The organism is Pseudomonas viridiflava (assembly GCF_003702045.1).
GTDB classification, from domain to species: Bacteria; Pseudomonadota; Gammaproteobacteria; order Pseudomonadales; family Pseudomonadaceae; genus Aquipseudomonas; species Aquipseudomonas viridiflava_C.
In genome coordinates, this window is sequence record NZ_RBTP01000011.1 from 72,241 (window position 1) to 91,749 (window position 19,509).

Consider the following 19,509-nt stretch of genomic DNA (forward strand, 5'->3'; position numbering starts at 1 on the left):
GTGATCCTTCGACGTTACTGGTTAGAGGCCTTCTTCGTCCTCGTTCACGCGATCCCGCAATTCCTTGCCCGGCTTGAAGTGAGGAACGAACTTACCGTCAAGACTGACTGACTGGCCTGTCTTGGGATTACGTCCCACACGTGGTGCGCGGTAGTGCAGGGAAAAGCTGCCAAACCCACGAATCTCGATACGGTCACCCGTCGCAAGACACTGGGACATTTGCTCAAGCATGGTCTTGATGGCCAACTCGACATCCTTGGATGAGAGCAGCCCTTGATGGGTGACAATTCGTTCGATCAACTCCGACTTCGTCATATTTTTCCCTTCTTTTTCAAGCAGCTAGGTCAGCGCTCCGAAGGTTTTAGCATGGCCGGATGAATTTGAACAGCCCATCTCTTGACTTATGTGAACCATTGTCAAGCACCCACTGACGCATGACGAGCATATGACAGGAGGACGAATGCGGTAGGGAGAAGGTGTGGACCATAGAACACGTGGCCTGGGAGGCCATTGGGGCAGTATTGAGAACCTATTTTCATGCCGCAAGGCATTCAAAATGAGGGCGTAAAAAAGGGCGACCGAAGTCGCCCTTTTTAATGGTCAAGCAGAACTTAGTTCTGTTTTTCCATCTGCGCGCGCAGCAGGTCACCAATGGTGGTAGGACCAGTGCTTTCAGCAGTTTCAGGCTTGCTACGCAGGCTCTGAATGGCTTCTTTCTCGTCTTCAACGTCTTTCGACTTGATGGACAAGCTGATTACGCGGCTCTTGCGATCAACGCTGATGATCTTGGCTTCGATCTCTTCGCCTTCCTTCAGAACGTTACGCGCGTCTTCAACGCGGTCACGGCTGATTTCGGAAGCCTTGAGGGTCGCTTCGATATCGTCGGCCAAAGTGATGATGGCGCCTTTAGCGTCAACTTCTTTAACGATACCGCGGACGATAGCGCCTTTGTCATTGACAGTGACGTACTCGGAGAACGGATCGCTTTCCAGCTGCTTGATGCCCAGCGAGATACGCTCACGCTCTGGATCAACAGACAGGATCACGGTGTCGAGCTCGTCGCCCTTCTTGAAGCGACGTACGGCTTCTTCGCCCACTTCGTTCCAGGAGATGTCGGACAGGTGAACCAGACCGTCGATGCCGCCGTCCAGACCAATGAAGATACCGAAATCGGTGATCGACTTGATGGTGCCGGAGATCTTGTCGCCCTTGTTGAACTGGCCAGAGAAATCTTCCCACGGGTTAGATTTGCACTGCTTGATGCCCAGGGAGATACGACGACGCTCTTCGTCGATGTCCAGAACCATAACTTCCACTTCGTCGCCAACCTGAACGACTTTGGATGGGTGGATGTTCTTGTTGGTCCAGTCCATTTCGGAAACGTGTACCAGGCCTTCCACGCCTTCTTCCAGCTCTGCGAAGCAGCCGTAGTCGGTCAGGTTGGTCACACGCGCGGTAACGCGGGTGCTTTCCGGGTAACGAGCCTTGATAGCAACCCACGGGTCTTCGCCCAGTTGCTTCAAGCCCAGGGAAACACGATTGCGCTCGCGATCGTACTTCAGGACTTTCACATCGATCTCGTCGCCAACGTTGACGATTTCGGATGGGTGCTTGATGCGCTTCCAGGCCATGTCGGTAATGTGCAGCAAGCCATCGACGCCACCCAGATCGACGAATGCGCCGTAATCGGTGAGGTTCTTGACGATACCTTTGACTTGTTGACCTTCCTGCAGGGACTCGAGCAGAGCTTCGCGCTCGGCACTGTTCTCGGCTTCCAGGACACTGCGGCGGGAAACGACAACGTTGTTGCGCTTCTGGTCCAGCTTGATGACCTTGAACTCGAGCTCTTTGCCTTCCAGGTGAGTCGTGTCGCGCACAGGGCGAACGTCAACCAGAGAACCAGGCAGGAACGCACGGATGCCGTTAACGTCGACAGTGAAGCCGCCTTTAACCTTACCGTTGATAACGCCCTTGACCACTTCTTCAGCTGCGAAAGCTGCTTCCAGAACAATCCAGCACTCGGCGCGCTTGGCTTTTTCGCGGGACAGCTTGGTTTCGCCAAAGCCGTCTTCGACCGCGTCCAGCGCAACGTGCACTTCGTCACCGACCTTGATGGTCAGCTCGCCAGCGTCGTTGTAGAACTGCTCGAGCGGGATGACGCCCTCGGACTTCAGACCGGCGTGTACAGTTACCCAATCGCCGTCGATGTCGACAACGATACCGGTAATGATTGCGCCCGGCTGAAGGTTCAGGGTTTTTAGGCTTTCTTCAAAGAGTTCTGCAAAGCTTTCGCTCATTTTAATTCCTGTTGATCAAGGGCGAAGAATACGCCCATCTGCCACGCTCCAGACAACGTGGGTTTCGTTCATATAAAAGGAAGCCTGCAGGACGGGGTCTGGTCTCCTGCCTGGCTCCTTGGTCATCCGGCGATATCGCGCAAGGCGACTTCACTCATGATGCGTTCCAGCACCTGCTCGATGGACAATTCAGTGGAATCCAGCTGTATGGCGTCGTGCGCCGGTTTGAGCGGTGCTACCGCTCGCTGGGTGTCACGCTCGTCGCGTGCACATATCTCATCTAGCAGACTCGACAGACTAACATCATCGCCCTTGGCCTTCAACTGCAAGTAACGCCGTCTTGCACGCTCCTCGGCGCTGGCGGTGAGGAATATCTTCAATGGCGCATCAGGAAACACGACGGTACCCATGTCGCGCCCGTCTGCCACAAGGCCCGGCTCTTCCTGAAAAGCGCGCTGGCGCTGCAGAAGGGCATCGCGCACCGCTGGCAGCGAAGCCACCTGCGAAGCGCCACTGCCGATCTGTTCGTTGCGAATCGCCTGGGTCACGTCTTCACCCTCAAGGACGATACGCTGCCCATGCCCGGACACTGACGCCTCGAACTGCACGTCAAGGTGAGCCGCCAACAGCTTGAGGGCTTCTTCGTTGGTCAGATCAACGCCGTGATTGCGTGCAGCGAAAGCCAGCAGGCGATAGAGCGCCCCCGAGTCGAGCAGGCACCAGCCCAGCTTTGCGGCCAGTAACCCGGCTACGGTGCCTTTGCCCGAACCGCTGGGTCCGTCGATGGTTATAACAGGTGCTTTGATCTTCACTTTTTGTCCTCTTGCGCTATATGCATGCCGACTTGAGCGCACAGCGCCAGAAAATGGGGAAACGATGGAGCAACATTTGCACAATCATGAATATGCACAGGGCCCGACGCTTGCAATGCAGCGACGCTGAAAGCCATTGCGACGCGCTGATCGTCGTGCGCGTCGATCTCGCCGCCGCCCGGTACACCGCCTTCAATAATGATGCCGTCCGGCGCAGGTTCAACCTCGATACCCAGCGCACTCAGGCCAGCCGCCATGAGCCGCACGGTTTCAAGTTCACTGCCGCGCAATTCTTGCGCACCGCGCAGAATGGTACGCCCTTCAGCACACGCTGCGGCAATGCACAGCACAGGAAACGCTCCAAAAGCCAATGGAACGAGTGCTTCAGGAATGTCGGCACCTCGCAAGCGGGCGGAACGCACATGCACGTCGGCAACGGTTTCGCCCGCCCGGCTTCGAACGTCATGCAGCACCACATCCCCGCCCATCAGGCGCAACACATCGATGACACCGGTGCAGGCTGTGTCGATGCTGACACTTTCGAGCAGCAGATCGACGGATTCGCTGATAGAGGCGGCCACCATGAACAGCGCCGCCGAGGCATTATCCAACGGCCCCTCGATACGATGACGGGCGCTGCCAGCCGCAACGCCCTGCATGTCGGCCGCCCTCACCTCTCCCTTCGCACGCAGCGCGAGGATTCTGCCGAAATGTTCACGGGCGGCACGGGCGCGGGTAAACACCCGTTGCAACTGATGACCATCACCGGCATCCACGGCGTCACGCAGCGCATCAAGATCACTGCGAAAGGTGTCCAGCGTTCGTAGCACTGCGTCGCGGTTGGCCAGAAAAATGTCATGCCACATCACCGGATCACTGCCTGCGATACGCGTGAAATCGCGAAAACCACCGGCCGCGTACCTGAATATGTCCAGGTTTTCGTTGCGCTTGGCCAGCGAGTCCACCAGACCAAACGCCAGCAGATGGGGCAGATGACTGGTCGCAGCCAGCACTTCGTCATGACGCTCGACCTGCATGTGCTCGACATCGGCGCCCAGTGCCGACCAAAGCCGATCGACCAGCGCCACGGCATCGACATCGGTTTCAGCCAGCGGCGTCAGAATGACTTTGTGCCTGCGAAACAGACCGGCATTGGACGCCTCCACGCCACTCTGCTCCGACCCCGCAATCGGGTGGCCGGGCACAAAACGCGAAGGCATGCAGCCAAACGCCTGGCGTGCTGCGCGAACGACATTGCCCTTGGCACTGCCAACGTCGGTCAACACCGCACGACCCAGATCGAGGGGTGCGAGCAGTGCCAGCAGTTTCTCCATTGCCAGAATAGGGACAGCCAACTGGATAACGTCAGCACCACGGCAGGCAACCGCGAGACTTTCTTCGCAACGGTCAACCACACCCAGCTCAATGGCCAGCTTGCGCGACTGCGGGTCGAGATCCACCCCGACCACTTCCCGACAAAGACCACTTTCACGCACACCTTTGGCGAACGAACCGCCGATCAGCCCGAGGCCAACGACGACCAGGCGCCCGATGAGCGGAGCGGTCGCTCGCTCTGACAGGACTTCAATCACGCGAAAATACCTGAAACCCCGAAAGGCTTTCGCGGCACCTGGAGGCGAAAGACAGATTGCTCATGGATCGCCCCCTCACAGAACGGCTTTCGGGTAGGAACCCAACACCTTCAAGGCCACGGCTTCATGGCTGATCTGCTCAAGCACCGCCTTGACCAATGGATCCCTGTGATGCCCCACGAAGTCGATAAAGAACACGTAGGTCCACTTGCCGCTTCGCGACGGACGGGTTTCGATGCGCGTCAGGTCCAGGCCGTTTTCGTGAAACGGCACCAGCAGTTCGTGCAAGGCACCCGGTTTGTTGCTCATCGACACGATGATCGAGGTTTTGTCGTCGCCGGTCGGCGGGACTTCCTGGCTGCCGATGATCAGGAAACGCGTGGAGTTGTCAGGACGGTCTTCGATTTTTTCCGCCAGACGCGTCAGACCGTAAAGGCCTGCCGCCATGTCGCCAGCGATGGCCGCGGAGTTCCACTCACTCTTGACGCGCTTTGCCGCCTCTGCATTGCTGGCCACGGCGACGCGCTCGACGTTCGGGTAGTGGGCGTCCAGCCATTTGCGGCACTGGGCCAGCGACTGGGCATGCGAATAGATACGCGAGATGCTTTCGGTCTTGGTGCTCTCACCGACCAGCAGGTGGTGGTGAATGCGCAACTCGACTTCGCCACAGATCACCATGTCATGTTCGAGAAAGCTGTCGAGCGTATGGTTGACCGCGCCTTCGGTGGAGTTCTCCACCGGCACGACGCCAAAGTTCACGGCACCGGCCACGACCTCACGGAACACCTCATCGATGGCCGCCATCGGCAGACTGATCACCGCGTGACCGAAGTGCTTCATGGCCGCAGCCTGGGTGAACGTGCCTTCCGGCCCCAGGTAGGCGACTTTCAACGGCTGCTCGAGCGCCAGACAGGAAGACATGATCTCGCGGAACAGACGCGCCATTTCCTCATTGCTCAATGGACCGCGATTGCGCTCCATAACGCGCTTGAGTACTGCAGCCTCGCGCTCCGGGCGATAGAACACAGGCGCTTCGCCCTCAGCCAGGGCAGACATTTTGACCCGGGCGACTTCCTGCGCACAGCGAGCGCGCTCGCTGATCAGCTCCAGAACCTTCTCGTCGAGGCTGTCGATACGGACGCGTAGCGCCTTGAGTTCCTGTTCGGACATCAGCCGTGCTCCTTCTCGAAATCTTTCATGTAGGCCACCAGCGCATTGACTGCATGGATGTCCACTGCGTTATAGATAGAAGCGCGCATGCCGCCGACCGAGCGGTGGCCTTTCAGATTGAGCAGACCGGCAGCGTCGGCGCCGGCCAGGAACGGCTTGTCCAGACGATCGTCGGCGAGCCGGAACGGCACGTTCATCCACGAGCGATCAGGCGTGTTGATCGGGTTGCTGTACAGCTCACTGGCATCGATGAAGTCATACAGCGTGCGCTGTTTGATGTCGTTCAGCTTGCCGATTGCTTCGACACCGCCCTGCTCTTTGAGCCACTCGAAGACCAGCCCCGACAGATACCACGCAAGCGTCGGCGGCGTGTTGTACATCGAGCCATTGTCAGCCGCGACCTTGTAATTGAGCATGGTCGGGCACAACGAACGCGCACGACCCAGCAGGTCCTCGCGAATGATCACGACAACAATACCGCTCGGGCCAATGTTCTTTTGGGCACCGGCGTAGATCATGCCAAAACGCGAGATATCCACAGGACGCGACAGGATGTCCGAAGACATGTCGGCGACCAGCGGCACGTCACCGGTTTCCGGAATCCAGTTGAATTCCAGACCGCCGATGGTTTCATTCGGCGCGTAGTGAACGTAGGCCGCATCCTTGGACAGCGTCCACTCGTTCTGGCCGGGAATGGCGAAGTAGTCATACGGTTTGGCGCTCGCCGCCACATTGACGTGGCCGTAACGGGAAGCCTCTTCAATTGCCTTTTGCGACCAGATGCCGGTGTCGATGTAGTCGGCTTTGCCGTTCTCAGGCAGCAGGTTCAGCGCGATCTGCGCAAATTGCTGGCTGGCGCCGCCTTGCAGGAACAGCACTTTGTAGTTGGAGGGAATGGACAGCAGGTCACGCAGGTCCTGCTCGGCCTTGGTGGCGATGGAGACGAACTCATCGCTGCGGTGGCTCATTTCCATGACCGACAGGCCTTTGCCATGCCAGTCCAGGAGCTCGGCCTGAGCACGCAGCAGAACAGCTTCAGGAAGCGCAGCAGGACCTGCGCAGAAGTTAAAGGCTCGCTTGGTCATATCCACTCTCGTCAAACACGTTGGTCTTTACGCACTGTCTTTGCACAAGACCGTCAGAGAAGAAACAGCGGTTTCCGGTCTCCGACAGCTTCGGCAGGAATTCCGATTCGCCCGTAGCGCTGGCCGAATGCCGTAAGGGCTGGACTTGCCTGAGATGCACATGCACTCACAGACGAGCCAGCCCTTACCTGATTTACGTTACAGCTTAGCCCTGCGATTCATCGTCATCCGATGCGGCATCGACCTGCAGATCCTCACCGGCATCGCCTGGCTCGGCGCCATCCGCGACCAGAGCATCAACGCCCTCTTCGCCTTCCAGCAGCTCTTCGCCTTCGACTTCCGATGGCTCCTGAACACGTTCCAGACCCACCAGCTTTTCGTCGCTGGCGAGTTTGATCAGGGTCACGCCCTGAGTGTTACGACCCAGGCTCGACACTTCGCCGACACGAGTACGCACCAACGTGCCCTGGTCGGAGATCAGCATGATCTCCTCGCCATCGAGCACCTGAACCGCGCCGACCAGACGGCCGTTACGCTCGTTGCTGACCATTGCGATCACGCCCTGACCGCCACGCTTGTATTCCGGGAACTCGGAGATGGCCGTACGCTTGCCGTAGCCGCGCTCGGAAGCGGTCAAAATCTGGCTGCCCTCTTCCGGAATCAGCATCGAGATCAGTTTCTGACCTTCCGGCAGACGCATGCCGCGCACGCCGCGAGCGGTACGACCCATCGCACGAACGTCGGACTCTTTGAAGCGTGTCACCTTGCCGCCGTCGGAGAACAACATGATTTCCTGCTCACCATCGGTAATGGCAGCGGAGATCAGGATGTCGCCCTCGTCCAGCTCAAGTGCAATCAGGCCTGAGCTGCGCTGACGGCTGAACGCCACCAGAGGGGTTTTCTTGACTGTACCGTTGGCGGTGGACATGAAGATGAACGGAGCCTTCTTCTTGTCTGCAGCCTTGACGCGCGCCTTGCGCTCGTCTTCGGTCTCGTTGCTGTTTTCCGCATCGTCGACCAGCTCGCCTTCAAGCGCTTCGCCTTCTTCGTCAGCCCGCTTGCGCATGGCTTCCAGATCCACCGGCAGCATCGTAGTGATGTACTCGCCGTCGCTCAGCGGCAACAGGTTGACCAGCGGACGACCACGGGCGGCACGGGAGGCCTCCGGGATCTCGTAGGTCTTGAGCCAGTACACCTTGCCCTTGCTGGAGAACATCAACAACGTAGTGTGGCTGTTGGCAACCAGCAGGTGAGCGATGTAGTCCTCATCCTTGATGCCGGTCGCCGACTTGCCCTTACCGCCACGGCGCTGCGCCTGATAGACCGCCAGAGGCTGGGTCTTGGCATAGCCACCATGGGAAATGGTCACGACGCGTTCTTCTTCGGTGATCAGATCACCCAGGGTGAGGTCCAGACGCGCATCGAGAATCTCGGTGCGACGGGCATCGCCGTATTCGGAGCGGATCAGTTCCAGTTCTTCGCGGATCACTTCCATCAGGCGCGTAGCGCTGTTCAGGATGCGGATCAGCTCGCCGATCTGGGTCAGGATTTCCTGATATTCACCCAGCAGCTTTTCGTGCTCCAGGCCGGTCAGACGGTGCAGACGCAGCTCCAGAATGGCCTGTGCCTGTTCCGGCGACAGGAAGTACTTGCCTTCGCGCAGACCGTATTGCGGGTCGAGGTTCTCCGGACGGCACGAGTCGGCACCGGCGCGCTCGACCATCTCGACCACCGCGCTCGATTCCCAAGGCGTGCTGATCAGCGCTTCCTTGGCTTCGGCCGGTGTCGGCGACGCCTTGATGAGGGCGATGACCGGATCGATGTTGGACAGCGCAACCGCCTGGCCTTCAAGGATATGGCCGCGCTCACGGGCCTTGCGCAGTTCGAATACGGTACGACGGGTGACGACTTCGCGACGGTGACGAACGAAGGCTTCCAGCAGGTCCTTGAGGTTCAGGATTCGCGGACGACCATCGATCAGCGCAACGATGTTGATGCCGAAAACGCTTTGCAGCTGGGTCTGGGCATAAAGATTGTTGAGGATAACCTCAGGCACTTCGCCGCGACGCAGCTCGATCACAACGCGCATACCGTCCTTGTCGGACTCGTCGCGCAGTTCGGTGATACCTTCCAGCTTCTTCTCTTTGACCAGTTCGGCGATCTTCTCGATCAGACGCGCCTTGTTCAACTGGTACGGCAGTTCGGTGATGACGATCTGCTGGCGACCGCCGACCTTGTCGATGTCTTCGACGATGGAGCGGGCACGCATGTAAATGCGGCCGCGACCGGTGCGATAGGCTTCGATGATGCCGGCGCGACCGTTGATGATCGCAGCTGTCGGGAAGTCGGGGCCCGGGATGTACTGCATCAATTCGTCGACCGTCAACTCGGGGTTGTCGATCAGCGCCAGGCAACCGTCGATGACTTCACCCAGGTTGTGCGGCGGAATATTGGTCGCCATGCCCACGGCGATACCGCTTGAGCCGTTGACCAGCAGGTTGGGAATACGGGTCGGCATGACCGCGGGGATCATCTCGGTGCCGTCGTAGTTCGGCACCCAGTCCACGGTTTCCTTGTGCAGGTCGGCCAGCAGCTCGTGAGCCAGCTTGGTCATGCGCACTTCGGTGTATCGCATGGCCGCGGCGTTATCGCCATCGACCGAACCGAAGTTGCCCTGACCGTCGACCAGCAGGTAGCGCAGCGAGAACGGTTGAGCCATACGAACGATGGTGTCGTAGACAGCCGTGTCGCCGTGCGGGTGGTACTTACCGATCACGTCACCAACCACACGGGCGGATTTCTTGTACGGCTTGTTCCAGTCGTTGCCCAGTTCGCTCATTGCGAACAATACGCGCCGGTGCACGGGCTTCAAGCCATCGCGCGCATCCGGCAGAGCTCGACCGACGATAACGCTCATTGCGTAGTCGAGGTAGGACTGTTTCAGCTCGTCTTCGATATTGACCGGGAGGATTTCTTTGGCCAGTTCGCCCATGAGAAGCCTGATTCCTTTTTCTGGTGAAACCTCGCAAACCCATTCGGGGTAAACGAAGCTCGCCGCTGCCAGCATGTGCCGGGCAACGACTTACGACAAATCAATGAGTTAAGACTTGGATCTGCGCAGTGCGGGAGGCTATTTATAGCGTCCCTGGAAACCGCCGGATGTTACCACAATCGCCGAGGCGCTCACATCCTTTGCAAGCGCTGAAAACGAGCCATGTGCCCGCAGGACGCCTGAGAGGCGCTTACAGACCCTTTCAGACAGGACGCTCGACAGGCAAGCGCCCAGACATGAAATTTCAGTGAAGATGTTTACGGCTCATCAATTGCGCCATCTTGGCAGTGTCGGGACGCTCGACAACGCCCTTTTCGGTCACGATGGCGTCGATGAGATCCGCAGGCGTCACATCGAACACGGGATTAAAGGCATCGACCTCGGCCCCGACCCGCTGGCCGCCCACCTCAAGCAGCTCGCGACCGTCGCGCTCCTCGATGACGATGTCTTCACCGCTGGCCATTTCCATGTCGATGGTCGAACTCGGCGCCACCACCATGAAACGTACACCGTGGTGCATGGCAGCGACGGCCAGTTGGTAGGTGCCAATCTTGTTCGCTACGTCGCCATTGGCGGTGATGCGATCGGCACCGACGATTACCCAGGTAACGCCCTTGGTGCGCATCAGGTGAGCGGCTGCTGAATCGGCGTTCAAGGTCACGGGGATGCCTTCGTTGGCCAGCTCCCACGCGGTCAGCCGGGAACCCTGCAGCCACGGACGGGTTTCATCGGCGTAAACGCGCTCGATCATGCCTTCCAGGTGTGCGGCGCGGATGACGCCCAGCGCCGTACCGAAGCCGCCGGTGGCCAGCGCACCGGTGTTGCAGTGGGTCAGCACAGTTTGCAGATTGCCTTGATTCTTGCGGATCAGGTCGGCACCGAGCTGAGCCATCGTCAGATTGGCCTCACGATCACTCAGGTGAATGGCCACGGCTTCGGCTTCCAGAACAGCCAGAGGGTCATCGGTCGCCTTCAAGCGCTGCAGCCGGTCACGCATCCGATTCAACGCCCAGAACAGGTTGACGGCCGTAGGACGCGAATCCGCAAGCTGCCGGAAATCCTCTTCCAGCGACGCCCGCCAGTCCCCGCCCGCCGCGATACGCGCGCGCGCGCCGAGCACCACCCCATACGCCGCACTGATGCCGATGGCTGGCGCGCCACGCACCACCATCGAGCGAATGGCCTCGGTCACACCCGCCGCGCTGGTGTAGGCATGCCAGGTTTCTTCGAACGGCAGCACCCGCTGGTCCAGCAGGTACAGAGCGTTATCTCGCCAATCGATGGCCTTTACTTTCTCCGCAGCCAACAGTCGATCGCGCATCGCCCACTCCATCGTCAAATCCATAGCCAGAATCAAAAGCGGCTGATTATAGCGAGCCGCCCGCCAAGACGCTCGGGTATACTTCGCCATCACCGTAATAAGCTATGGAAACCTGTCATGCCGAACGCCACAGCACCGCTCGATCTTCTGCTCCTGCCCACATGGCTGGTGCCGGTCGAGCCCGCAGGCGTGGTTCTCAAGGAACACGGCATCGGCATCCGCGACGGGCTCATCGCCTACATAGGTCCAAGGGCCGAGGCCTTGAAGCAAGACGCCATGCAGGTTCTGGAGCTTGCGGGCACGCTGCTCAGCCCCGGCCTGATCAATGCGCATGGCCACGCCGCGATGACGCTGTTCAGGGGCCTGGCCGATGACCTGCCACTGATGACCTGGCTGCAGGACCACATCTGGCCTGCCGAAGGCAAATGGGTCGACGAAGCCTTTGTGCGCGACGGGACCGATCTGGCCATCGCCGAACAGCTCAAGGGTGGCATCACCTGTTTCTCGGACATGTATTTCTACCCCAAGGTGGCCGCCGAGCGCGTTCATGCCAGCGGTATACGCGCACAAATCACCGTACCGGTGCTGGACTTTCCGATTCCAGGCGCCCGCACCACCGACGAAGCCCTGCACGCCGGGATCGAGCTGTTCAACGATCTGGCTCACCACCCCCGCATCCGAATCGCCTTTGGCCCACACGCGCCCTATACCGTGGGCGACGAGAACCTGGAAAAGGTCCGGGTGATCGCCGACGAACTCGATGCGATGATTCAAATGCACGTACACGAGACAGCGTTTGAAGTCGAACAGGCCGTGGAGCAGCATCAGGAACGCCCGCTGGCGCGCCTGCACCGCCTGGGTTTGCTGGGCCCGCGCTTTCAAGCGGTGCACATGACGCAGATCAGCGACGAGGATCTGGCCCTGCTGGTCGAAAGCAACACCAACATCATCCATTGCCCCGAATCCAACCTGAAACTGGCCAGCGGCTTCTGCCCGGTGGAACGCCTGTGGCAAGCGGGCGTCAATGTGGCCGTGGGCACCGACGGCGCCGCCAGCAACAATGACCTGGACCTACTAGGCGAAACCCGCACCGCAGCCCTGCTCGCCAAGGCTGTTGCCGGTTCGGCCACGGCGCTGGACGCCCACCGCGCTCTGCGCATGGCCACGCTCAATGGCGCACGTGCGCTGGGCATTCAGGCTGAAACCGGCTCGCTGGAACTGGGCAAAGCGGCCGACATCGTGGCATTCGACCTGTCCGGGCTCGCCCAGCAACCGATCTACGACCCGGTTTCCCAGCTTATCTATGCAACCGGCCGCGACTGCGTGAGTCACGTCTGGGTGGCTGGCAAACCCTTACTCGACAATCGCCGCCTGACCCGTATGGATGAACAGGCGCTACGAGATACCGCTATGGCCTGGGGCCAGCGCATTTCCGGGCACGGCGAAGAAACGCTCTGACTGATCAAACCGAACAGATGACTGTCTGGTTATCTATAGCCAGACAGATGAAAACGAATTTTGAGTTCAAGAGGGATACCCCATGAGCAACGTCGACCGCGCAGAAATCGCCAAATTCGAGGCACTGGCCCATCGCTGGTGGGACCGCGAGAGCGAATTCAAGCCGCTGCACGATATCAACCCGTTGCGCGTCAACTGGATCGACGAACGCGTCAGTCTGGCCGGCAAGAAGGTGCTGGACGTCGGTTGCGGCGGCGGCATCCTGAGTGAGGCGATGGCCTTGCGAGGCGCGACCGTGACCGGTATCGACATGGGCGAAGCGCCGTTGGCCGTAGCCCAATTGCATCAACTGGAATCGGGTGTGAGCGTCGAGTATCGGCAGATCACGGCAGAAGACATGGCCGAAGAGATGCCCGAGCAGTTCGACGTCGTCACCTGCCTTGAAATGCTGGAGCACGTACCGGACCCTTCCTCGGTGATCCGCGCCTGCTACCGCATGGTCAAGCCGGGCGGCCAGGTGTTCTTCTCCACGATCAATCGCAATCCAAAGGCTTACCTGTTCGCGGTAGTCGGTGCCGAGTACATTCTGGGCCTTCTGCCGCGTGGCACCCATGACTTCAAGAAATTCATCCGCCCTTCCGAACTGGGCGCCTGGAGCCGTGACGCAGGCTTGCAGGTCAAAGACATCACCGGCCTGACCTACAATCCGTTGACCAAGCATTACAAGCTGGCCTCGGATGTCGACGTCAATTACATGATCCAGACCCTGCGGGAGGCCTAAGGCATGCGCTTGAGAGCGGTCTTATTCGACATGGACGGCACACTGCTCGACACCGCACCGGACTTCATCGCCATTTCCCAGGCGATGCTGGCCGATCGCGGCTTCCCGGCAGTGTCGGACAAGCTGATTCGCGATGAAATATCAGGCGGTGCCAAGGCGATGGTTGCGGCGACGTTCGCCATGTCGCCTAACGAGCCGGAGTTCGAGGCCTTGCGCCTGGAGTTTCTTGAGCGCTACCAACGTGACTGCGCCGTCCACAGCAAGCTATTCGACGGTATGGCCGAACTGCTGGCGGACATCGAGAAGGCCGGACTGATCTGGGGCGTCGTCACCAACAAACCGGTGCGCTTCGCTCAGCCGATCATGGAACAACTGGGCCTGTCCGAGCGCTCGGCGCTGCTGATCTGCCCGGACCACGTTACGCACAGCAAACCGCATCCTGAACCGCTGACCCTGGCGTGCAAGATGCTGGGCCTGGATCCTTCCAGCGTCCTGTTCGTCGGCGACGACCTGCGTGACATCGAATCGGGCCGCGATGCCGGCACACGTACGGCCGCCGTGCGCTACGGTTACATCCACCCCAACGACAATCCCGATCACTGGGGCGCCGACGTCGTGGTCGATCATCCGCTGCAATTGCGCAAGGTACTGGACAACGCCCTGTGCAGTTGCTGAGCCACAGCCCATCGCTCGAGGTGTTTCATGTTTGATTATTCCGCTCGCCCTGACCTGCTCAAGGACCGGGTGATCCTCGTGACCGGCGCTGGCCGGGGCATTGGTGCTGCAGCGGCCAGAACCTATGCCGCACATGGCGCGACCGTCCTGCTGCTGGGCCGGACCGAAGCGAGCCTCACTCAGATCTACGACGAAATCGAAGCCGCTGGCCAGCCTCAACCGGTCGTGATCCCCTTCGATCTGGAACCGGCCCTGCCTCGACATTACGAAGAGCTGGCGACCATGATCGAAACCGAGTTCGGTCACCTGGATGGCCTGCTGCACAATGCATCGATCATCGGACCGCGCACACCGCTTGATCAGCTGTCAGGCGAAGACTTTGCACGTGTCATGCACATTAACGTCAATTCGACGTTCATGCTGACACATGCACTTCTGCCGCTGCTCAAGCGCTCTCAAGACGCATCGGTGGTTTTCACCTCCAGCAGCGTGGGTCGCAAGGGTCGCGCTCACTGGGGCGCCTATGGCGTGTCGAAATTCGCCACCGAAGGCCTGATGCAGACGTTGGCCGACGAACTGGAAGATGTAGCGGCGGTAAGGGCCAACAGCATCAACCCTGGCGCAACCCGCACCAGCATGCGTGCCCAGGCCTATCCAGCCGAAAACCCGCTGAATAATCCGGCGCCTGAAGACATCATGCCGGTCTACCTGTACCTGATGGGGCCAGACAGCAAGGGCATCAATGGTCAGGCATTGAACGCGCAGTAGGATGCCTGAACGAGGCGCTACCCACTGAATGAACATGAAGCCGTACGCGGCGAGGCACCATCGCTGGCAAGCCACCTCCCACCGTCAGTCGGTGCCGCAAGCCCCCTAGAAGTCAAAAAATCGTCGTTCATCCCAGCGTGTGACGACAGCGCAACACGCTAACCCGTTGATTAATTTAATGTCCCACTGTTAGTGAACCGAATGGCACGACTTTCGCTCTAACCCTGCCAAGCCAGCAACACGTGCTGAGGAGCGAAGTGATGAGTTCTCCGACCCAGACCCATGCAATCGATTTCGATGCTGCCAGGCTGCAATGCCTCGGTTTCCGGAACCGTCCCAACGCCGAACTGCCGCCCCTGACCTTGCCTGAACTGGTCAAACAGTTGAGCCTGCAATTGCAGACCAGCCTGGAAGCCGAAAGAATCCTGACGCTGTTCTTTCAAAGCGTTCAGCGACTTATCCCGTTGGAAGGCTTGGTCTATCGCCATGAAAAAAGCGATCTGAAATTGCGCTTGGGTGAAAACGCACATCACATCATCGACTTCCATTTGCGTCACGAAGGCGAGGACATTGGACAGCTTGAGTTCCAGACTGTCCAGCCCATCGACGCGTCCCGGTTGCGCGACCTGGAAACACTGCTGGCCTGCCTTCTCTATCCGTTGCTGAATGCACTGCTGTACCGACTCGCCACGCAGAGTGCGCTTCGCGATGCGCTGACCAATACAGGCAATCGTGTCGCGATGGATCAGAGCCTGAGCCGTGAAGTCGACATTTCTCGTCGACACAAGCAGCCTTTGTCGCTGCTGATGCTGGACATCGACCATTTCAAGAGCGTGAACGACGGGTATGGCCATTACACCGGCGATCAAGTGCTCAAGGCCATTGCTCAAGCGCTCAAAGGGCAACTGCGCAACATTGACCGGGTATTCCGTTACGGCGGGGAAGAGTTTGTCGTGGTTTTGGCCAATACTGACGGTGCAAGCGCCGCGGTCGTGGGCGAGCGTCTGCGTCAGGCAGTACGGGAACTGCGCTTCAGGGACGTTGCTCCAGCGCTGACCACGACCGTGAGCCTGGGTTGCTCGACACTGCTGCCCAGTGAAACCGCTGAAAGCCTGTTGCGCAGAGCGGACGATGCGCTCTACGCCGCAAAGCGCGAGGGCCGTAACCGTCTGGCCATCGCCAGTTGAGGTATCAGGCGCCTCGCTTGAAGGGTTTTACTAGGCTTGCGCAACGGCAGCGCGCTCGCGAGACGGCTTGACCTTCTCCAACTGCATGCACCGCTCCAAAAACAGGTACATGTAGTCGTAACTTTTGGTGATTGCCTGACGCAACTCGGCCTGTAGTTGCAGGCTCGGGCTGTTGCCTACCAGTGTGCAGATAATTTCCAGTGCCTCCCAAGGGTGCGCATCGTCGTACTGTGCATGCATCTTGAGCCATTTCATGGCCCTTTTGCGGGTCTCCTCCGGGAACGCCTCAGCGTAGGCACCAGTGGAACACACCACTGCCGACCACTCCCCGGTCGCCCCTTCAATGGCGTAATTGGTGGCCGCCATCGCCACAGCCAGCGAATCCGACGAACTGGTCTGCCAGCACCAATGGCTCAACGCATGCAGCTCGGGGGATACCTGCTGGGCATGCAGGTCGTCCAGCGAAACGCCATGCGCGGCGCACCAGTTTACCCAGTAATCTGCATGGTTGAGTTCAACACGAATGTTGCGCATCAGCCATCGACGCGCCATGTCCTCGCCGGGGTGCCGACCGAAGCGGGTCTTGGTCAAATTCTTGGCCATGTAGACAGCAAATTGTTCAACGACAGGCCAGCCGCCGATCAGGTAGTGGCGCATGATTCGAGGACTGAGCGTCGCATCGCGCATGTGCTGGTACAACTCGTGCTCGACCACGCGCGCCTTGGCTGCGCTGCAGTCGGTGATCAGCTTCTGAGCCCAGACCGGGTAACTACTGGCTTCCATGAGCGGACCGGTTCTATTGAAAGTGTCGATCACTGTGTAGCTCCTTATAGTGGCTTATACGGTTTAACTGAACGTTCCTGGCGAGTGGAACATTACAGGGTCGGGGCGGATGGGGTGTGTGTACAGACTTTCACACGTAAACAACTCAGGGCGCCCGATCAGATACCCCTGAGCAAAATCCACGCCTATTTCCTCCAGAGCAGACTCGATCTGCGGCGTTTCGACAAACTCTGCAATGGTGCGCTTGCCCATCACATGACCGATATTATTGATGACCTCGACCATCGCCCGATTGATCGGGTTGTCGAGCATGTCCTTGACGAAGCTTCCGTCGATTTTCAAGAAATCCACGGGCAGGTGCTTGAGGTAGGCAAAAGACGACATACCCGAGCAGAAATCGTCCAGCGAAAACAGGCAACCCAGCGACTTCAGTTCATTGATGAATCGAATGGCACTGCCCAGGTCGGCAATCGCACTGGTTTCAGTGATTTCAAAACAGATCATGCCCGGCGTGACACCAAACAGCGTGAACTGCGACTTCAGATAGGCGAGAAACGCATCGTCGCCGATGCTCGATCCGGACAGGTTGATCGCACACATGGCCTGCGGCGACTGATGCCCAGCCTCAACCCTGCATCGGGCGATCACCTGAAACACGTGATGCACCACCCAACGATCAAGTGTAGTCATCATTCCATACCGCTCGGCGGCCGGTATGAAGCTGTCGGGCGCGACCATGCGTCCTGACTCGTCGCGCAGCCGCAGTAGAATCTCGATATGCCTCACGCCATCGCCCGGCTGCCTGATCGACGCAATCTCCTGCGCAAACAGACAGAAGCGGTCCTCGTCCATCGCAATGTGCAGTCGCTGAATCCAGGCCATCTCGTCAAAGCGCGACGACAAGGCCGTGTCGTCGGAACGGTACACCTGAATGCGGTTGCGCCCCTTTTCCTTGGCCATGTAACACGCCATGTCGGCAGCGCACAGCGAGGCTTCGAGGGTGGCGGGCGCATCGCCCAGGTGCACCAGGCCGATGCTGACGGTGGTCACGAACGGTCGGCCTTTCCACATGAAGTGCAGGCTATGCACAATCTGACGCAGATTTTCGGCAATTTCATGGGCTTTCGTCGCAGGACAATCGGCCAACAGCACCCCGAACTCGTCGCCGCCCAGCCGCGCCAGGGTGTCGCCTTCGCGCAGGCCCTGCGGCAAAGCCTTGCAGATGTGCCTCAGCAACTCGTCACCGGCGGCGTGGCCACTGGTGTCGTTGACCAACTTGAACTGGTCCAGGTCCAGGAACATCAGGCAATGGCCAACGGACCCCGACTGTACATCCTTCAGAACGTGCTGCAGGCGATGTTCGAACTCGCTGCGGTTGACCAGGCCGGTCAGCGCATCGTGGGCCGCCTGCCACGACAGGTTAGCGATGTATTGCTGCTCCTGCGTCATGTCGTGCAGCACCAACACCGCGCCACTGACCACGCCGTCTGTGTAGATAAGCGAGCCTACCAGCGCGACCGACACCGTACTGCCGTCAAGCCGCTGAATGAGCTTGGTGTTGGCGCTGCCGCCCTTGAGCTTGCCGCTGAGGATATGCTCAATGAGCGCGGAGCTGTCACGCTGATCGTTCTCGTCCAGCAGGTTGAACAGTGCGCCCAACGGCAAGCCGTTGGCCTGACCGTTTTTCCAGTGCGTAAGACTTTCGGCCGCCGGGTTCATGTAGACGATCACGCCTTTTACGTCGGTGGTGATCACACCGTCGCCAATCGATTCCAGCGTGATTTGCGCCCGCTCGCGCTCCAGTTGCAAGGCATCGGCGAACAAGCGACGTTGGGCGATCAATTTGCGCACCCGCCAGAACGCCAGCAGAATCAGGACGAACGCGGTCACCAGGTTGATAACCACCAGCAGCTTGAGAATGAACCTGGACCCTTCTCCCAGCGCATCGCTGAACGATTTGGCAGCAGGGGCCACGCCTTCGTTAATGGCCTTGATGCGGGCACGCCACAGATCGACTTCGGCAGGCGTGACATCACCCGCACGCACCCGATCATGGATTTCCCTGGCCAAGATATCCAGCTGCGTCAGGTAGCTGTCGCCGACCATCCAGAAATGGATGGCGGTTTTCATGAAGCTGAAATTGTGAAAATTAAGGTACATCCAGATGATGCCGGACGCGTCGTCCGGGTGGTTGCCGCCCTGGAGAATGGCGGCTTTGGCGTCGGAGAGTGACGGTATGGGCCTGTCCAGGGCTTCGCGCAGGGCATGGCCGCCTTGCGGAACCGCAAAAGCCTCCTGGTATTTCAGGTAGTCCGCCTCGTCATGCCAATTGGCATAAAGACCGAGGTAATGAATGGCGTCCTTCTGACCTTTGGACCAGAGGCTCTCGCCGACCACATAGCTGCGCACTGCAGACATCGTGTAAAGGCTGACACACCCCAACAGCGCCTGAAATAAAGCTACCGCAATGAAGGGCCACACGATGCCTGTCAAACGAGGCTTGGGAAAGGTCCATGGCTGCTTCATGG

The 19,509-nt window shown here is 59.2% G+C and carries 15 protein-coding genes; 5 read left to right on the top strand and 10 right to left on the bottom strand.

Annotated features, from left to right (window positions below):
• Positions 1–21 precede the first annotated feature (21 nt).
• From ihfB to mtnA, 8 genes are all read right to left on the bottom strand, one after another.
• Complete coding sequence (ihfB, locus tag ALP40_RS01810) at positions 22–315, bottom strand: integration host factor subunit beta (RefSeq protein ID WP_122206589.1); 294 nt, start codon at positions 313–315, stop codon at positions 22–24.
• Between the two features lie 296 nt (positions 316–611).
• A complete protein-coding gene (rpsA, locus tag ALP40_RS01815) occupies positions 612–2,297 on the bottom strand; it encodes a 30S ribosomal protein S1 (RefSeq protein ID WP_024689000.1) in 1,686 nt (561 codons plus the stop codon).
• Between the two features lie 122 nt (positions 2,298–2,419).
• Positions 2,420–3,109, bottom strand: coding sequence for a (d)CMP kinase (cmk, locus tag ALP40_RS01820; protein WP_122206590.1), 690 nt, complete (start codon positions 3,107–3,109; stop codon positions 2,420–2,422).
• Positions 3,106–4,701 carry a prephenate dehydrogenase/arogenate dehydrogenase family protein gene (locus tag ALP40_RS01825; RefSeq protein ID WP_122206591.1) on the bottom strand — a complete coding sequence of 532 codons (1,596 nt, stop codon included), beginning with the start codon at positions 4,699–4,701 and terminating at the stop codon, positions 3,106–3,108. The genes cmk and ALP40_RS01825 overlap by 4 nt, the downstream gene beginning before the upstream one ends.
• A gap of 75 nt (positions 4,702–4,776) precedes the next feature.
• Positions 4,777–5,871, bottom strand: coding sequence for a prephenate dehydratase (gene pheA / locus ALP40_RS01830; RefSeq protein ID WP_122206592.1), 1,095 nt, complete (start codon positions 5,869–5,871; stop codon positions 4,777–4,779).
• Positions 5,871–6,956: a 3-phosphoserine/phosphohydroxythreonine transaminase gene (gene serC / locus ALP40_RS01835; protein WP_122206593.1), complete on the bottom strand. Its 1,086-nt coding sequence runs from the start codon at positions 6,954–6,956 to the stop codon at positions 5,871–5,873. The genes pheA and serC overlap by 1 nt, the downstream gene beginning before the upstream one ends.
• Positions 6,957–7,161: 205 nt before the next feature.
• Entirely contained in the window at positions 7,162–9,948 is a 2,787-nt protein-coding gene (gene gyrA / locus ALP40_RS01840; RefSeq protein WP_122206594.1) for a DNA gyrase subunit A, read from the bottom strand.
• Between the two features lie 304 nt (positions 9,949–10,252).
• Complete coding sequence (gene mtnA / locus ALP40_RS01845) at positions 10,253–11,329, bottom strand: S-methyl-5-thioribose-1-phosphate isomerase (protein ID WP_122206595.1); 1,077 nt, start codon at positions 11,327–11,329, stop codon at positions 10,253–10,255.
• 117 nt (positions 11,330–11,446) lie between these two features.
• On the opposite strand from mtnA, the gene ALP40_RS01850 reads away from it, so the two are divergent.
• The 5 genes from ALP40_RS01850 (at position 11,447) to ALP40_RS01870 (ending at position 16,198) form a co-directional block, all read left to right on the top strand.
• Complete coding sequence (locus tag ALP40_RS01850) at positions 11,447–12,787, top strand: TRZ/ATZ family hydrolase (RefSeq protein ID WP_122206596.1); 1,341 nt, start codon at positions 11,447–11,449, stop codon at positions 12,785–12,787.
• A gap of 82 nt (positions 12,788–12,869) precedes the next feature.
• Entirely contained in the window at positions 12,870–13,568 is a 699-nt protein-coding gene (gene ubiG / locus ALP40_RS01855) for a bifunctional 2-polyprenyl-6-hydroxyphenol methylase/3-demethylubiquinol 3-O-methyltransferase UbiG (protein WP_122206597.1), read from the top strand.
• A 3-nt stretch (positions 13,569–13,571) separates the two neighbouring features.
• The gene (mupP, locus tag ALP40_RS01860; RefSeq protein ID WP_122206598.1) at positions 13,572–14,243 is read left to right on the top strand and encodes an N-acetylmuramic acid 6-phosphate phosphatase MupP; all 672 of its coding nucleotides are present in this window, start codon (positions 13,572–13,574) and stop codon (positions 14,241–14,243) included.
• A 27-nt stretch (positions 14,244–14,270) separates the two neighbouring features.
• Positions 14,271–15,011, top strand: coding sequence for a YciK family oxidoreductase (locus ALP40_RS01865; protein ID WP_122206599.1), 741 nt, complete (start codon positions 14,271–14,273; stop codon positions 15,009–15,011).
• A 260-nt stretch (positions 15,012–15,271) separates the two neighbouring features.
• The gene (locus tag ALP40_RS01870; protein WP_122206600.1) at positions 15,272–16,198 is read left to right on the top strand and encodes a GGDEF domain-containing protein; all 927 of its coding nucleotides are present in this window, start codon (positions 15,272–15,274) and stop codon (positions 16,196–16,198) included.
• A 30-nt stretch (positions 16,199–16,228) separates the two neighbouring features.
• Here the strand turns inward: ALP40_RS01870 and ALP40_RS01875 are convergent, their stop codons facing one another.
• Together ALP40_RS01875 and ALP40_RS01880 are read right to left on the bottom strand one after the other, a co-directional pair.
• Positions 16,229–17,014 (bottom strand): TenA family transcriptional regulator, encoded by a 786-nt coding sequence (locus tag ALP40_RS01875; RefSeq protein ID WP_122206601.1) that lies wholly within the window; start codon positions 17,012–17,014, stop codon positions 16,229–16,231.
• 30 nt (positions 17,015–17,044) lie between these two features.
• Positions 17,045–19,507, bottom strand: coding sequence for an EAL domain-containing protein (locus ALP40_RS01880; RefSeq protein ID WP_122206602.1), 2,463 nt, complete (start codon positions 19,505–19,507; stop codon positions 17,045–17,047).
• Between the last annotated feature and the right edge of the window lie 2 nt (positions 19,508–19,509).

Coding starts and splice junctions, on each gene's coding strand:
- ihfB (WP_122206589.1), bottom strand. CDS start 315: ATGACGAAGTCGGAGTTGATCGAACGAATTGTCACCCATCAAGGGCTG.
- rpsA (WP_024689000.1), bottom strand. CDS start 2,297: ATGAGCGAAAGCTTTGCAGAACTCTTTGAAGAAAGCCTAAAAACCCTG.
- pheA (WP_122206592.1), bottom strand. CDS start 5,871: ATGTCCGAACAGGAACTCAAGGCGCTACGCGTCCGTATCGACAGCCTC.
- serC (WP_122206593.1), bottom strand. CDS start 6,956: ATGACCAAGCGAGCCTTTAACTTCTGCGCAGGTCCTGCTGCGCTTCCT.
- gyrA (WP_122206594.1), bottom strand. CDS start 9,948: ATGGGCGAACTGGCCAAAGAAATCCTCCCGGTCAATATCGAAGACGAG.
- mtnA (WP_122206595.1), bottom strand. CDS start 11,329: ATGCGCGATCGACTGTTGGCTGCGGAGAAAGTAAAGGCCATCGATTGG.
- ALP40_RS01850 (WP_122206596.1), top strand. CDS start 11,447: ATGCCGAACGCCACAGCACCGCTCGATCTTCTGCTCCTGCCCACATGG.
- ubiG (WP_122206597.1), top strand. CDS start 12,870: ATGAGCAACGTCGACCGCGCAGAAATCGCCAAATTCGAGGCACTGGCC.
- mupP (WP_122206598.1), top strand. CDS start 13,572: ATGCGCTTGAGAGCGGTCTTATTCGACATGGACGGCACACTGCTCGAC.
- ALP40_RS01865 (WP_122206599.1), top strand. CDS start 14,271: ATGTTTGATTATTCCGCTCGCCCTGACCTGCTCAAGGACCGGGTGATC.
- ALP40_RS01870 (WP_122206600.1), top strand. CDS start 15,272: ATGAGTTCTCCGACCCAGACCCATGCAATCGATTTCGATGCTGCCAGG.
- ALP40_RS01880 (WP_122206602.1), bottom strand. CDS start 19,507: ATGAAGCAGCCATGGACCTTTCCCAAGCCTCGTTTGACAGGCATCGTG.